Genomic DNA, 14,400 nt, shown 5'->3' on the forward strand with positions numbered 1-14,400 from the left:
TTCCGCATAGGCGCCGGTCTTGTTGCCGCCGATCACTTCGTCGCCGGGTTTCCACTCCGCGACACCCTCACCAACCGCTTCGATCACGCCCGCGACTTCCATACCGAGCGTGAACGGCAGTTCCGGTTTGAACTGATACTTGCCCCGGCTCATCAGGAGGTCCGGGAAGTTTACCCCGGCGGCTTTTACGCGAACCAGAACCTCGCCTTCTCCCGGCTGCGGCACGGGAATATCCCGCACCTCCAGCCCGGAAAAGTCATCCGTGATCTGGTGACAGACTAGCGCTTTCAAGCGGCGCTCCTAGAGCTTTGAGTAGACGGTGCGGACCATGTCCGCGATTTCCAGACAGGCCTTGCGCGAGCCCGGCGAGATCAGCGTGAAGGCGGTGAAGGCGTGCGCGAGATTGTCGTAGCATTTGTGGATCACCGGCACGCCGGCATCCTTCAGGCGGCGGGCATAGTCATCGCCCTCGTCGCACAGCGGATCGTGCCCGGCCGTGATAACGACTGCCGGCGGCAGGCCATCGAGATGCCCTGTCTGGCCCGGCGACAGCATCTTGTCGGACTTGTCGAAGCCTTCCGGCAGGTATTGCTCCATGAACCAGTCCATCGTGTCTGTGGACAGGGAGAAGGTCTCGCTGAATTCCTTGCGGGACGGAAACTCCTCGACCAGATCGATGGCCGGATAGATCAACAGCTGCATCGCCGGCAGGGGTTTGTCCTCGCGCTGCATCTCCTGTGCGATGATCGCCGAGAAATTACCACCCATGGAATCGCCGCCCACGGCCGCAACACCTTCCGGCGCACCGAATTTCGCAGCATTGCGCATGCCCCATTCATAGGCTGCGCAGCAATCATCGATGCCGGCCGGGAATTTGTGCTGGGGCGCGAGGCGGTAGTCCACTGACAGGACGGGACATTTCACGCGGCTGGCAAGAATGGAGCACCAGGCATGGCAGGTTTCCAGATCCCCGATCACGCCGCCGCCCATATGGTAGTAGACCATCAGCGGCGCTTTCGGATCCTGGCCGTCTGGACGGTAAATGCGGGCCGGAATCTGGTTCTGGTTCGGGCCCGGAATGGTCAGGTCTTCCGTCCGCACACCAGGTTCGATGGGCGCGGCGACGGAGGCGAGCGTTTCCTTGGTGACCGCCTGGACGGTTTCCGCTGGCAGGCTGGAAAGCGGCGGCGCATTACGGCCGTTCCACGCCATCAGCTGCAGCTGCGGCTCAAGCGTACGGCCGCGGATGGTCAGCGGTTTGCCGCCCGCCATTTTCACGAGCAGGCCGCCCGGCAGTTTCATGACGAGCTTGGTGATGGTCTGCTGAAGGCTCATGGCCGCTCCCCTGTTGTATTGTCAGGCAAAGCTTAGACCTGCCCTGCCTCGCTCGCCAAGGGGGCAACAGGCTTACTTCGCGGCAAGTTCCTTCACGCCGGCCATCAGCATGCGCGAGGCAAACTCTGTCGCGCCTTCCACATCAACCGGCCGGCGCAGCAGCATGATTTCACCCATTTCCCGGGCGGTACCGATGGCGGCAGCAGTCAGATAGTCGATATCGATCGTTGAGGAGGTATCCGCGGACAGGATGCGCTCAAGGTCCGACCGGATTTCGGCGGCAACGGCGGACATTTCCGGCGTATCCACCCGGACACCGATCAGCGCCATGTGCGGCGCCCCTTCGGACAGGGCCTGCCGGTTCTCTTCGGCAATGAAGCTGAAATAGGCGTAGTAGGCGTCGTGCATGTAGTCATGCGCTGTGCGGGCGCTGGCGCGGACGTCTTTCAGAAGTTCCCGGAAGTGGCGCGTGGAATCCTCGGCGATTGCCTCGAACACTTCTTCCTTGGACTTGAAGTAGTTGTAGAACGTCCCTGCGGCGAGGTCGGTTTCCCGGATGATGTCACGCACCGTCGTTGCTTCGAACCCGATGCGAGCGAATACGCGCCGGCCAGCATCCAGAATCGCCCGGCGGTTCGCAGCTTTTGAGCGCGCTCGTTTGCCGGATTTGCCTGCCGTTTTCACGTCAATCGTCATGAATACCTGTCCTCACCTGACGACATCGTCGCCGAAGGCGTCATCATGTGTCAACTTTATAACACTGCAAGGCTGCAATGCATTTCGTCTCAAAAGAATCAGGGGTTTGCCGGATTGCCAGCGGTTTATGCGGGTTACTGTGCAGCGAGGCTGATCCGCCACGTCAGGCCATCTCCTGACGGTTCGCAGGCCACATCCATGAAGGCCCGCTGAGAATGCACGGCGCCGCGCCAGATTTCGGTCCAGCAGGACAGGAGATTGTCGCGTTCGGCGCCGTCCAGACCGCGCACGATCCGGAGCCCGGACTGCCGAACAATGGCCCCGTCTCCGGCAATTTCGACATGGGCTTCATCGCCCATGCCGGCGAACATGGCGGCCAGGAATTTGGCCGCCTCTGCAGGGCCGCCATCGACGCCGCCGACAGCATCGGCCATGCGCCGGAAATGCTGCAGGCCCGTCAGGCGCGCGGCAAGATGGCAGAGCTCAAGTGCCCGGTCCTGCCCCAGTACATTGACCAGTTCGCGCACACCGTTGCGGATATACTCGACCGCATAGTTCCGGTTGGCCTTGGCAAGGCGCTCCGCACTCCACTCCCCGGGGGGTGGTTCCGGCTGCTTCGCCGGATCGAAAGGCGGCGGGCGCTCGTCCGGCGCGAACCGGAGGCGCTCCTCGTCCGACAGGTCGTGGTCATATTCCCGGAAATATCCGCAGAGGCCAAACTGGCCGGTCATGTCTTCCGATACGCAGACAAAGCCGAGGCGCGGATTGCCGAGCGAGACACCGTTCTGTCCATACCAGCCGCGCAGGAAGCCCCGGCTGGCCTCCACCGGCACGCCGCAGATCACGGCGCCATCATACATCCAGCGCGGATAACGGAAGCGGACCCAGGCCTTGGTATCGCTCTCTTCCATGTATTCGACCGCCACGCCGCCGACCCCATTGGAAAGCACGTGATACTTCGCGCAGGCCACCGCGTCCGGCAGGCCATCAAGACCCAGCTTGCGGAAGGATGACAGGAACTTGTCTTCATGCTGGCGGCGGAACAGGCGGAACATCCAGTCGCCGACGACTTCTGGCCCTTCCCGCGTTGCGACCATCAATTCCAGCCCGAGCAGGCACTGGTGATGCAGCTCTGCCTGTGCCTCGATCGCAGCAATGTTCAGTGTCATGGCCCTATCCTGCTTCTGCTACCGCATTCATGAGCTTGCTGCCGCCACCCTCAATCTTCCGTCGACGAAGCATGTTCAGGATCATGCCGAACGCGACGCGCAGGATGATCAGGATCAGTACGCCGAGCAGCGGCTGGCCGACTGCCAGCATCAGGCCTGCCCCCAGAATGATCGCAACGTGCAGGGTGACGATCCGGCCATAGGGCGCGAACATTTCGACGGGCAGCTGCGTATTCCGGTAGTCTCCGCGGCCGATGAAATCGACCAGATAGAAAATCGCGTTCACGAGGATGATCGCGCCAATGAACCACAACATATAGGGACCGGTGCCGAGGGCCCAGTCGACCAGCGTCCGCATCCCATCGATTCCGGGGGCTGCATCGCCAACCTTCCCACCCGCAAAAGCGCTCAGGAAAATGCCATGGCCGAAGCAGAACATGCCATAGTGCACTGTGAAGAACGGAACCATAAACAACGCAATGGGGATGTTCAGGGCGTTGGCGGCAATCGTTCCCAGCATGCGGAAAATAGTGAAGGCGCCGATGACCAAATTCTCCAGCCAGTAGAGCGCCACCAGCGGCACAGCTTTCCAGCCGAAGAAAATCACTGCGATGATGGGCAGCAAGTCGACCAACAGGGTCAGCCAGGCCAGCGGGTCCCGATAGGTCCGGGCAAACAGGTCAGGGTCGAAAAAGCGGTTCATTCCGGCACCTGCGCACAGGCTGCAATGACTAGGCCAGCGGCCCAGGTCGAAAAGCGCCTCACCATGTCTTGTCCCTCCACCCTTTTGTGTATCAGCTGCCCGCTGGATCGTAGGCCGGAAACTCGAACGGGTTGCGGGGCGCCAGCCCTTTGGACCCTTTCGGATTATTGTAGTTGCCCGTCAGGATCTCGAAATGGAGGTGGATGGCTGTCGCATTGCCAGACCTGCCCATCATGCCAAGCTCCTGCCCGAAACCCACTTCCGCGCCGGTGCGGATCCCCTGAGCAAAGTGCGCAAGGTGAGCGTAGCGCGTGTATACGCCGCCGCCATGATCAATCAGGACCATATTGCCATAGCCGGTCGAAACGCGTGCTTCGAGAATGCGCCCCGGCGCGGCGGCATAGATCGGCCCGGCCGGAATGGATTGCAGGTCGATCCCGTCATGGCGCCGGGCGGAGCGAATGCCGAAGCCTGACGAGAGGCACACATCGTTGGCTGGCGCCGTCGCCAGAACGACCGAGCCGACGACGATGATCGGCTTGTAATCGACCACCCAGAAATCGCGATCCATGGGCGGTGCATTGGTAACGTAGATGCCCCCACAGGAGCGGAGATAGGCGTTCGGCTGGAAGCTGCCTTGTGCTGCAGTAACCTGCGGCGGGCCCGGTGGCGGCGTGTAGGTCCGCACCTGTGTCGGGGCCGGCGAAGAGGCGCAACCAGCGAGGAAAACAAGCGTGAGTGCAGCCCCCAGCAGCTGCCTCATGCGGGAACTTTCGCGCGTTTCATGCCTTTTTCGATCTCCTTCAAGAGGTCCCGGCAATAGAGGTTGAAGTCTACCTGCATGCGGTGGCGCGGGCTGTCATAGAAGTGCCCGAGGTGCTCCTTCTCGTCCGCGACCGTAATGCGTTCCATTTCGGCAGCGTCGGGGAAAGCGTACTCGCCATCAAGGGCCGCAGCCACCAGCTTTGACTGCTGCTCTGCAAAGTTCACCAGCGTCGGCAGCGGCTGGGCGAGGCCGAGGAAGAAGATCGTCTCGCGGCCGGGCTTCACCATGCGCTTGTAGAGCGGGAAGACATTCTCCTTCGGGGTCAGGTCGTCCTGCTTGAGGAATGGGAAAGTGACATTGTAGCCCGTCGCCCAGACGATCGCATCGATCTTCTCGCGCGTGCCGTCGGTGAAGATCACGCCGTCGCCGTCCAGCTTCTCGATGCCGGGCTTCGGCGTAATGTCGCCGCAACCCACGCGGGTCAGGAACTCGCCGGAGACAGAGGGGTGGCCTTCCAGCGGCTCATGGTCCGGCTTTGGCAGGCCATAGTCTTCCATCATGCCGATGGTCTTCTTGATCTTCTTGCGCGCGAGCTTGCGTCCGAGGCTGGCCGGCATCCAGGCCGGCAGCACCGCCTTGTCGGCCGGCTTGCCGTCCATGTATTTCGGCATCACCCAGACGCCCCGGCGCATGGAGATGAACAGCTTTTCCGCCAGCGGGCGCTGGGACAGTTCCGACGAGATATCCATCGCGGAGTTCCCTGCCCCGACGATCATCACGCGCTTGCCGCGGAAATCGTAAGGCTCGAACGGGTCGGTATAGTTGTGGGAATGGACCTGGTAACCATCGAAATGCCCGGGATAGGTCGGCGTGCGCGGGTCCCAGTGGTGACCATTGGCGACCACGACGGCATCGTATTCGCGCGTCTCGCCGGTCGATAGTGTCACTTTCCAGCGCCCGCCCGGCAGGTCTTCGACATTCGTCACAGCCGTATTGAAGGTGATCGTCTCGCGCAGGCCGAAATGATCCACATAGTCGTGGAAGTACTGCAGCAGCTGGGCGTGATGCGGGAAATCCGGCCAGTCTTCCGGCACGGGATAATCCTCGAAGGCGAGGCGCCACTTCGACGTATCGATGTGCAGCGACTGGTAGCAGGACGAGGCACCATTGGGGTTCTTGTAGTACCAGTTCCCGCCGATATTGTCCGACATCTCGAAACAATCATAGGGCAGGCCCCGGTCTTTCAACCGCTTCGCCATGGTGAAGCCCGAACATCCTGCGCCGATAATGCAGGTTTTCGGCTTGCCCGTTCCCTCAAATGCCATTGTTTCCTCCTGACCTCAGGTCATATGTATGTTCTCGCCCTTGCGGATGTTATCCGAGGCGAAATGCAGGTCAAATGAATGAGGGCCCATATGGAAGATGACGCCACGCCAACTGCCGAACCGTGGCAGGTTATGGGAGAAAACCTGGACATCATGACCGGTGGCATCCCGTGGGGACGCCGGATGAGCTTCCGCGTGACGAAGCTGGAAAAGGGCCGCGTCTGGGGCGTGCAGCCCTGGAAGGAGCGCCTTGTTGGCGACCCGGACACCGGCGTGATCCATGGCGGCGTGCTGACGTCTTTCCTCGACAACCTGTCCGGCATGGCCGCAAGTTCCTCGCTCGAAAAAGCCCGCTTCGTCTCCACTCTGGACCTGCGCATCGACTATATGCGCCCGGCAGAGCCGCACCGGGAAATCCTTGGCGAGGCCGAGTGCTATCACATCACCCGCAATGTCTGCTTCACCCATGCCTGGGCCTATCATGAGAGCCGGGACAAGGTGATCGCCACCGCTGCAGGCGCCTTTGCCATCAACAAGCCCCGCTCGGTCGAGTCGCTGAGGGAGTTCTAATGTCTGACGATCTTCTCCCCACCCGCGGCGAACAGGTTCAGGCCTTCCTCGGCCGCACGCCCTTCGCGCAGGAAATCGGCATGCGCTGCGAAGTCATGGGCGACGAGATGACCGCCATCATGCCGTTCCAGCAGAAACTGATCGGCAATTTCACAATCCAGGCTCTGCATGGAGGCGCCATTGCCGCCTTCCTGGAACTGACCGCCATGGCGCAGGTCTACCTCGTGACTGAGCATCTGGAGCGCCCGCCGCGGCCGATCAACATTACGATCGATTATCTCCGCCAGGGCCACGCCAAGGACACGTTTGCCCGCGCCACCATCACCAAGATGGGCCGGCGCATGTGCTCGGTGCGAGCCGAGGCCTGGCAGGACGAGCGGTCCAAACCGGTCACCAGCCTGCTGGCGCACTTCAAGGTAAGCGGCGACTGAGGTGAGTTGGATAAGGCCGCCTTCAGGCAATGAACAATCCAATGAATACACCATGTACTCACCATGAAGACGGCCCGGATTTGCGCCGCTCAAAGCCGGGCATGAGTCCTCTATTGCCTATCCTGTGGCGGGCCCCCTAATCTCCGGCATCGGGACAAGGGGAAATCGTGACTCACCCATTTGCACTTCAAGGCATGCGATGAAGCGCGCGCTGGCTGCCTGCCTCCTTCTGGGAGGCTGCGTGACGGCGCCGGCGGCGACAAGCGACCACCCTTTGGGCTGGATCAGCGGCTGCTGGGAGAATGCCGACGGAGACTATCGCGAAGTCTGGTCGGCGCCGGATCATGGCTACCTGTTCGGCTATGCGATGTCCCTGAAAGGCGAAGCCGTCACCTTCTTCGAACAGTCCCGCATCCACCCCGGCAAGGCCTTCACATTCAACGCCTATCCGGGCGGCGAGGGCCCCTTCCGCTTCACCGAAATCGAGCGGGGCGAAAAATTCATCGTCTTTGCAGACGCCAGTCACGATTATCCCCAGCGCATCCGCTATGCTCGCGACGGGGACCGGATGACGGCGGAAATTTCGCTGATCGACGGCTCGGAAGGACAGGGCTTCGCCTTCCGCGCCTGCAGAGACTAGAGGTCAATCGCCGAAGCGCTGGATGTCTGCCGGGTCTCCGGCAAACAAGTCCGCATATTCCGGCTTCAACAGGTCATGGAAACCGGCCTGCGGCAGGGTGACATGATAGGCCCCTTCCGCATACGAACCGATTTCATAGGGGGCAAAATGCAGGACGATGCCACCGAGCTTGTCCGTTTCAGTGGAGGCGATCAGGCTGATCTCTCCTGAGAGGACATCGAGGTCACCGAGCGCGTCTTTCGCTTCGCCGAGGAAAGTGTCCCGGCTGTCAGGTGACCCGCTGCGCTGGACCTTCGCTTCGGCAATGCCTTCGAACACAATGGGGGCAAATGCGCTGGCGGCAGCGGCGCGGTTTGCAAACAGATCCCCTGCCCGCATCCGCTCGCCGGTTTGCGTGTCATAGATGCGCGCATCGGTCATGTAGTTGCCATGCGCCCCGCCGGTGAAGGTGAAGATAAACCCTTCCAGCCCGGCGAGTGTTCCCGCCGCACCGGTGAGACGCCAGTCGATCTTCAGGCCATAGGGCCGGAAATATTCCGGGTCGGCGTCCTTGTAGGTGTCTGCATCTTCCTGCATGGCCTCGATCCGGCCATTCGCATCTTCGATGAGGTCTGCCGCGATGGCGGGCGCCAGGGAGAAGATCGCTTCCTCGAACCGGACGTCGGCCTTCAGAGTCTCAGTGTCCACAAGAAGGAAACGCGGCATGTCCGCTGTGGACATGTCCTGCGGATCCGTCGCCGCACCGTCGGCCCCGGCCACCTGCACCACTGTGTCCGGCGTCTCCGCCGTCTCGCCTGCCTGTCCGCAGGCAGCCGGAACAATCGCCAGCATCAGGGCGGCGGACAGAAGCAGGGCTCGTTTCATCGCTATTCTCTACAGGCTGAGCAGTTCGGCGTCACCACCTTGTGCCGTGATATTCACGGTCAGCGCCCTTTCTGCGGCGAAGCGATGAAGATAATGCGGCCCGCCCGCTTTGGGGCCGGTCCCGGAAAGGCCTTCCCCGCCGAAGGGCTGGACGCCCACAACGGCGCCGATCATCGACCGGTTCACATAGGTGTTGCCCACCGGACAGGCCTCGCGGACTTCCTTGTAGAAGCTGTCGAGACGCGAATGCACGCCCAGCGTCAGGCCATAGCCCTTGGCGTGGAGTTTGGCGCCGACCTCATCGATGTCGTCCGGATCGTAGCGGATCACATGCAGGATGGGGCCGAACTTCTCTTCCGTGATCTGATCGAGCGAGGAAAGCTCGACCAGAGCCGGACCGAAGCCATAGCCTTCCGTACCAATGACGCCGGCATCGACCTGATGCAGGACTTTCGCCCGCGACTTCATATCGTCGAGGTGGGCCTGCAACATGTCGCGGGATTCTGCATCGATGACGGGACCGATATCCGTGTCGGGCTGGGCCGGGTCACCCAGCTTCAGCTCGTTCATCGCCCCGATCAGGCTCTCGATCAGGTGGTCTGCCGTTTCATTCGGCAGGAAGGCGACCCGCAGCGCGGAACAGCGCTGGCCCGCTGACCCGAAGGCGGAGATGATCATGTCGTCGAGCACCTGTTCGCGCAGGGCGGTCGTATCCACGAACAGGCCGTTGAGGCCACCCGTCTCCGCGATCAGCGGAATGATCGGCCCATTGCGCTCTGCCAGCGTGCGATTGATCAGGCGAGCTGTGTTCGTACCGCCGGTAAAACAGACGCCGGAGACACGAAGGTCGGAGGTCAGCTTCGCACCGACCGTCTCGCCCTTGCCGGGCAAGAGATGCAAGGCATCGACCGGCAGGCCCGCCTTGTGGAAAAGCCTCACGGCTTCGAAGGCAATCAGCGGCGATTGTTCGGCTGGCTTCGCCACGACCGTGTTACCGGCGGCAAGCGCCGCGGCGAGTTGGCCGGTGAAGATGGCCAGCGGGAAGTTCCATGGGCTGATGCAGCAGAACACACCCCGTCCGTGCAGGGACAGATGATTCGTCTCACCCGTCGGTCCTGGCAGGCGCACCGGCGCGGCGAAATCCTTCTCGGCGCCCATCGCATAATACCGCAGGAAGTCGACCGCTTCGCGTACTTCGGCGATGCCGTCATTGAGCGTCTTGCCGGTCTCGCGTGCCATCAGGGCGATGAGGCGCGGCATGTTGCTTTCCAGCGCTTCGGCCATGGCGCGAAGGTGGCTTGCCCGCTGCGGCCCGCCGAGCTTGTCCCATTCCGGCTGGAACTTGACGGCTGCATCGAGCGCGCGGTCCATCGCCTCTTCGCTGGCTTCCTTGCAGGCCCCGAGCACGGTTTCCGTGTGGAACGGCACGCGGCACAGCTCGCCCCCGCCCGTGTCCGGTTTGCCGGAGACGATGGCGCCCGCAGCGATGACCGGGCTGTCGCGGAAGATGCGGATCGCTCCGGCGATGTCGTCGCGTACATTCTGCTGCGACAGGTCCATGCCGGAGGAATTGCGCCGCTCCGGCCCGTAAAGGCGCGGCGGCGTGGGAATGCGCGGATGGCGACGCGGACCAGCTTCGACCTTGGTGATCGGATCGGCAACGACCTGTTCGGCCGGCACGTCCGGATCGAGGAAGGAATGTACGAAACTCGTGTTCGCGCCATTCTCCAGCAGGCGGCGGACGAGATAGGGCAGCAGATCCTTGTGCGCACCGACAGGCGCATAGACCCGCACCTTGCTACCAGCCTTGGCCGCGGCGTAGAGCGCCTCGCCCATGCCGTGCAGGCGCTGGAATTCGAATGCGGTCACGCCCATGGAGTCTGCCATCAGGTCCACCGTCGCCAGCGTGTGGGCATTGTGGGTCGCGAATTGCGGATAGAGGACCGGGCTCGCCTCCAGCAATTGTTTGGCGCAGGCAAGATAGTGGAAGTCCGTGCCCTGTTTGGTCGTGAAGACCGGGAAGTTCGGGAAACCTTCGACCTGGGCGTGCTTGATCTCACTATCCCAGTAAGCACCTTTCACAAGACGCACCATGAAACGCCGGCGGGTGTCGCCAGCCAGCTGCTTCAGCTTCTCGATCACGCCGCGGGCGCGTTTCTGATAGGCTTGCACGGCAATGCCGAGACCGTTCCAGCCTTTCAGGGACGGTTCGCGCGCAAGAGCCTCCATCAGCTTGAGCGAGATGACCAGCCGGTCGGCTTCCTCCGCATCAAGACAAAGATTGATGTTCGCATCCGCCGCCTGTTTGCAGAGCCCCAGCAGGCCGGGATAGATCTCCTCCATCACGCGGGCCTCATTGACCGCCTCATAGCGCGGGTGCAGCGCGGAGAGCTTGACCGACACACCATTGGACGCTTCCGGCGCAACGGACTTGTCCTTGCTGGCGGCAACCTGTTCGATGGCGCCCTGATAGGCTTTCAGATAGCGTTCGGCATCGGCGGCAGTGCGGGCGCCCTCCCCCAGCATGTCGAAACTGAAATTCGCCGCATCGCCCTGGCGGACCATCCGGGTGCCGCGCTTTAGCGCGTCCTTCACGTTCCGGCCAAGGACGAACTGCTCGCCCATGATCCGCATGGCCTGCATCATGGCAGCGCGGATCACCGGCTCGCCGCTTTCGCGCACGAGACTGGAGACAAAATGGCCGGGGCCTTTCTTGGCCGCCGCAGGCACACCGATCACACGGCCCGTCAGCATCAGGCCCCAGGTGGACGCATTGACCAGCCAGGATTCCGATTGGCCCTGATGCGAGCCCCAGTTTCCCGAGCGGATTTTCTCGGCGATCAGGTCATCGCGGGTTTCGGCGTCCGGCACGCGCAACAGCGCCTCGGCAAGGCACATCAGGGCGAGGCCCTCGGCGTTCGACAGGCCGAACTCCTCCAGGAAACTCTCCATCATACCCTTGCGGCGCCCGGTCGCCCGCGCCGTCTCGACGAGGTCGAGCGCCCGCCGCATGGCCGCCTGTCGCAGATCGTCGCTGACGGGTGTCTCCTTCAGCAGATCCTCCAGCAACGCCTCCTCATCCACAAATTTGTTGGAATCGAGCGCGTCCCAGACGAACCGAGTGGCGGCAAGGGTGTCGGACATAAATAGAGTTCCCTTCTGGCAATGGTTTTGGCACAAAAACGTACTAACGGGGCAGGACTTGTACGGGTTCCACCGAATTCAGGGAAAATCTATATCGACTTCGACGGCCGGTTGCGAGGGGAGTGGACAGCGTTTCAGGCCTTTACCATACCGCCCAAGCCCGCCATGTTGCGCTCGGCTGCGTGGCATTGATGGGAGTCCACATGCGGATCATGCTCGTGACAGACGCCTGGGACCCTCAGGTCAACGGCGTCGTGCGCACCATGAAGCGCGTTATCGCCGAATCAGAGGCGCTGGGCCATGAATGGGAGATCGTGCATCCTGGTCAGGGGTTCATGACCATGCCGCTGCCGACCTATCCCGAAATCAAGCTTGCCCTGTTCGCCCGGGGTGAAATCGAGGAACGGTTCAACGAATTCGAGCCGGACGCCATCCATATCGCGACCGAGGGCACGCTGGGCATGGCAGGCCGGGCCATGTGCCTGAAGATCAAGCACCCCTTTTCGACCGCCTATCACACCCGTTTCCCGGAATATGTGAGCGCCCGCCTGCCGATCCCGATCTCCTGGGGCTACAATTTCGTCCGCTGGTTCCACAAGTATTCCGGCAAGGTGATGGTGCCGACGCCCTCCATGGTGGAGGAGCTGCGGGTCAAGAACTTCATCAATCTCGTCGCCTGGGGCCGCGGGGTGGATACGGACCTTTTCAACCCGTCCCGCCGGATCGAGGAAGGCCAGCCAGGCGATCCGTTCGAGGGCCTGAAGCGCCCGATCTTCCTGAATGTCGGCCGCGTGGCGGTGGAGAAGAATATCGAAGCCTTTGCCGAGCTGGACCTGCCCGGCACCAAGGTCATCGTCGGCGACGGCCCGCAGCGCGAGGAACTCAAGAAGCGCTATCCGGACGTCAAATTCCTCGGGGCGCGGTTCAATGAGGACCTCGCCACCGTCTATGCCAGCGCGGACGTGTTCGTGTTCCCCAGCCTGACGGACACGTTTGGCCTGGTCGTCCTGGAGGCCATGTCGTCCGGCACGCCGGTAGCCGCCTATGATGCGACCGGCCCGCGCGATGTGATCCCGGGCTCGAATGCCGGCACCATCACGCCGGTCGACGGAGACCTCGCCGCAGGCGCGATCGCCTGCCTCGATCTCAACCGCGAGACGTGCCGCAAATATGCCGAAGGCTATAGCTGGCGGGCCTGCGCAGAAGCGTTCATCGAAAACCTGCAGCCCCTGCCCGCACCGGCGCGGAAACGTTTCTGGCAGAAGATCCGCCTACGGCGTCGCAAGAAACCGCTGGAATTGGTGATCCCGCCCCTGCTGGACCTCAGCCCGAAACCGAAGGAAGCACCGGAAACCTCCGAGGAGCCGGACGACAAGCCCTAGGCGAAGGCGCCCTAGTCTGCGGGCGCGTCTTTCAGCTCTGCAGCGCGCGCCTGTTCGACCGCACGGTCTTCTTCGGTCAACGGAATCAGGCCCTTTTCGAGCAAGTAACCATCCGGCCCCATGGCGCCATCGGATATGAATTCCTGCACGAACTCGGCGATCCCCGGCACAACACCCAGATTCTCGCGCTTCACATAGATGTAGAGCATGCGGGAGAGGCCGTACTCCCCGTCCTTGATATGCACGAAGTCCGGCGAAACACCGGACAGGAGCCCGGCTTTCACACGGTCTGAATTCTGCTCAAGGAAGGAAAAGCCAAGAATGCCGATGGCCGCCGGCGTCTTGGTCAGCGCCTGCACGACTGCGGCATCATTTTCGCCGAAGTCGATCCAGGCGCCATCGGTGCGGATCGTCCGGGCACGTTGCAGGAAGGCCGTCTCGTCCTGCTCGCGCAGTGCGGCCATCTGCGGATCCTCCAGCGCACCATGCTCCATGCCGAGCTCGACGAAAGCGTCGCGCGTACCGGAGGTCGGCGGCGGACCAAAGACGAGGATCGGCTCATCCGGGAGAGACGGGCTCACCTCGTTCCACGACTTGTACGGATTGGGCACGAAACCGCCTTCACCGTCCGGCAGCTCCATGGCGAGCGCGCGGTAGAGCTCGGCCTTGGTGATGTCGAAATCAGGCCCGGCCTTGGAATTGGCGATGACGATACCGTCGTAACCGACGCGGATTTCGGCGGGATTGTTGACGCCATTGGCAGCGCAAAGCGCCCGCTCCCCTTCCTTGATCGGGCGGGACGCGTCCGAGATCGAAGGCTGCGACGGCCCCGTGCCGAGACAAAAGGCCTTGAAGCCGCCGCCCGTCCCGGTCGTCTCCACCACCGGTGTCGGCCATTTGGTGACGGCGCCAAACTGTTCGGCAACCGCCGTGGCGAAGGGCGAGACGGTGGACGATCCGACAATCTTGATCTTTTCGGCATCCACGCCGGTGATGGATGGCGTGACGATCCGGTCGCCCACTTCCAGCTTTGACAGGTCCGTGCGTCCGCACGCCGCCGCCAACAACAAGGCCGCGGCTGCAAGGATTGGCGCAAGGCCTGAAGAGAGTGCGCGTGTCATGCCTGACTCTTTCCCAGTTGCGCCTGCCTCTATCCGGAATCCGGGCCGGCGCCAAACAAGGTAGGACTTCTTCAGTAACTGCTACAGGCCGGGATGAAGAAGGTTTCGTGAAAAATTTCAGTCCCGGCCCAAAAATTCACTTGCACGCCCGGATGTAGTCCATTACATGCCCCTTCGAAATAAAGAGATGTGGCGGACACTCTGCGCTAACCCACTCGGTGGGGGCCCCCGTACTAACGCCCAAAGCTGGTTAA

General features: G+C 62.2%; 14 protein-coding genes. 4 read left to right on the top strand and 10 right to left on the bottom strand.

The window, feature by feature from the left end:
- From HY17_RS18095 to HY17_RS18125, 7 genes are all read right to left on the bottom strand, one after another.
- On the bottom strand, positions 1–291 hold a 291-nt coding region (locus HY17_RS18095; RefSeq protein ID WP_034769329.1), incomplete at its 3' end, for an alcohol dehydrogenase catalytic domain-containing protein.
- 9 nt (positions 292–300) lie between these two features.
- Complete coding sequence (locus HY17_RS18100; RefSeq protein WP_034769333.1) at positions 301–1,335, bottom strand: alpha/beta hydrolase; 1,035 nt, start codon at positions 1,333–1,335, stop codon at positions 301–303.
- A 72-nt stretch (positions 1,336–1,407) separates the two neighbouring features.
- Positions 1,408–2,031, bottom strand: coding sequence for a TetR/AcrR family transcriptional regulator (locus tag HY17_RS18105; RefSeq protein WP_034769335.1), 624 nt, complete (start codon positions 2,029–2,031; stop codon positions 1,408–1,410).
- Positions 2,032–2,165: 134 nt separating this feature from the next.
- Positions 2,166–3,200 carry a hypothetical protein gene (locus HY17_RS18110; protein ID WP_034769337.1) on the bottom strand — a complete coding sequence of 345 codons (1,035 nt, stop codon included), beginning with the start codon at positions 3,198–3,200 and terminating at the stop codon, positions 2,166–2,168.
- Positions 3,201–3,204: 4 nt separating this feature from the next.
- On the bottom strand, positions 3,205–3,903 hold the full coding sequence (locus HY17_RS18115) for a DUF6498-containing protein (RefSeq protein ID WP_034769339.1): 699 nt from the start codon (positions 3,901–3,903) through the stop codon (positions 3,205–3,207).
- 91 nt (positions 3,904–3,994) lie between these two features.
- On the bottom strand, positions 3,995–4,666 hold the full coding sequence (locus HY17_RS18120) for a M23 family metallopeptidase (RefSeq protein ID WP_051600304.1): 672 nt from the start codon (positions 4,664–4,666) through the stop codon (positions 3,995–3,997).
- Positions 4,663–5,994 (bottom strand): NAD(P)/FAD-dependent oxidoreductase, encoded by a 1,332-nt coding sequence (locus HY17_RS18125; RefSeq protein ID WP_034769341.1) that lies wholly within the window; start codon positions 5,992–5,994, stop codon positions 4,663–4,665. Before HY17_RS18125 ends, HY17_RS18120 begins: the two co-directional genes overlap by 4 nt.
- Positions 5,995–6,084: 90 nt before the next feature.
- On the opposite strand from HY17_RS18125, the gene HY17_RS18130 reads away from it, so the two are divergent.
- The 3 genes from HY17_RS18130 (at position 6,085) to HY17_RS18140 (ending at position 7,635) form a co-directional block, all read left to right on the top strand.
- On the top strand, positions 6,085–6,564 hold the full coding sequence (locus HY17_RS18130; protein ID WP_051600305.1) for a PaaI family thioesterase: 480 nt from the start codon (positions 6,085–6,087) through the stop codon (positions 6,562–6,564).
- Entirely contained in the window at positions 6,564–6,995 is a 432-nt protein-coding gene (locus HY17_RS18135) for a PaaI family thioesterase (RefSeq protein ID WP_034769343.1), read from the top strand. Before HY17_RS18130 ends, HY17_RS18135 begins: the two co-directional genes overlap by 1 nt.
- Before the next feature lie 241 nt (positions 6,996–7,236).
- Positions 7,237–7,635, top strand: coding sequence for a DUF6265 family protein (locus HY17_RS18140; RefSeq protein WP_139068974.1), 399 nt, complete (start codon positions 7,237–7,239; stop codon positions 7,633–7,635).
- Positions 7,636–7,638: 3 nt separating this feature from the next.
- On the opposite strand, the gene HY17_RS18145 is transcribed toward HY17_RS18140, so the two are convergent.
- Both HY17_RS18145 and putA read right to left on the bottom strand, forming a co-directional pair.
- Positions 7,639–8,499 carry a DUF3298 and DUF4163 domain-containing protein gene (locus HY17_RS18145; RefSeq protein WP_034769345.1) on the bottom strand — a complete coding sequence of 287 codons (861 nt, stop codon included), beginning with the start codon at positions 8,497–8,499 and terminating at the stop codon, positions 7,639–7,641.
- Positions 8,500–8,508: 9 nt separating this feature from the next.
- Positions 8,509–11,643, bottom strand: a complete 3,135-nt coding sequence (putA, locus tag HY17_RS18150) for a bifunctional proline dehydrogenase/L-glutamate gamma-semialdehyde dehydrogenase PutA (protein WP_034769346.1) — start codon at positions 11,641–11,643, stop codon at positions 8,509–8,511.
- Between the two features lie 203 nt (positions 11,644–11,846).
- On the opposite strand from putA, the gene HY17_RS18155 reads away from it, so the two are divergent.
- On the top strand, positions 11,847–13,025 hold the full coding sequence (locus tag HY17_RS18155) for a glycosyltransferase family 1 protein (protein WP_081813237.1): 1,179 nt from the start codon (positions 11,847–11,849) through the stop codon (positions 13,023–13,025).
- Between the two features lie 11 nt (positions 13,026–13,036).
- On the opposite strand, the gene HY17_RS18160 is transcribed toward HY17_RS18155, so the two are convergent.
- The gene (locus HY17_RS18160; RefSeq protein ID WP_034769347.1) at positions 13,037–14,146 is read right to left on the bottom strand and encodes a substrate-binding domain-containing protein; all 1,110 of its coding nucleotides are present in this window, start codon (positions 14,144–14,146) and stop codon (positions 13,037–13,039) included.
- Positions 14,147–14,400: the final 254 nt, after the last annotated feature.

The sequence above is a fragment of the Hyphomonas sp. CY54-11-8 genome, from assembly GCF_000682735.1.
GTDB lineage: Bacteria > Pseudomonadota > Alphaproteobacteria > Caulobacterales > Hyphomonadaceae > Hyphomonas.

Excerpts from the sequence above, each read along its gene's own strand:
- HY17_RS18115 (WP_034769339.1), bottom strand. The coding sequence starts at position 3,903 with ATGAACCGCTTTTTCGACCCTGACCTGTTTGCCCGGACCTATCGGGAC.
- HY17_RS18160 (WP_034769347.1), bottom strand. The coding sequence starts at position 14,146 with ATGACACGCGCACTCTCTTCAGGCCTTGCGCCAATCCTTGCAGCCGCG.
- HY17_RS18155 (WP_081813237.1), top strand. The coding sequence starts at position 11,847 with ATGCGGATCATGCTCGTGACAGACGCCTGGGACCCTCAGGTCAACGGC.
- HY17_RS18130 (WP_051600305.1), top strand. The coding sequence starts at position 6,085 with ATGGAAGATGACGCCACGCCAACTGCCGAACCGTGGCAGGTTATGGGA.
- HY17_RS18125 (WP_034769341.1), bottom strand. The coding sequence starts at position 5,994 with ATGGCATTTGAGGGAACGGGCAAGCCGAAAACCTGCATTATCGGCGCA.
- HY17_RS18110 (WP_034769337.1), bottom strand. The coding sequence starts at position 3,200 with ATGACACTGAACATTGCTGCGATCGAGGCACAGGCAGAGCTGCATCAC.
- putA (WP_034769346.1), bottom strand. The coding sequence starts at position 11,643 with ATGTCCGACACCCTTGCCGCCACTCGGTTCGTCTGGGACGCGCTCGAT.
- HY17_RS18135 (WP_034769343.1), top strand. The coding sequence starts at position 6,564 with ATGTCTGACGATCTTCTCCCCACCCGCGGCGAACAGGTTCAGGCCTTC.
- HY17_RS18100 (WP_034769333.1), bottom strand. The coding sequence starts at position 1,335 with ATGAGCCTTCAGCAGACCATCACCAAGCTCGTCATGAAACTGCCGGGC.
- HY17_RS18105 (WP_034769335.1), bottom strand. The coding sequence starts at position 2,031 with ATGACGATTGACGTGAAAACGGCAGGCAAATCCGGCAAACGAGCGCGC.
- HY17_RS18145 (WP_034769345.1), bottom strand. The coding sequence starts at position 8,499 with ATGAAACGAGCCCTGCTTCTGTCCGCCGCCCTGATGCTGGCGATTGTT.
- HY17_RS18120 (WP_051600304.1), bottom strand. The coding sequence starts at position 4,666 with ATGAGGCAGCTGCTGGGGGCTGCACTCACGCTTGTTTTCCTCGCTGGT.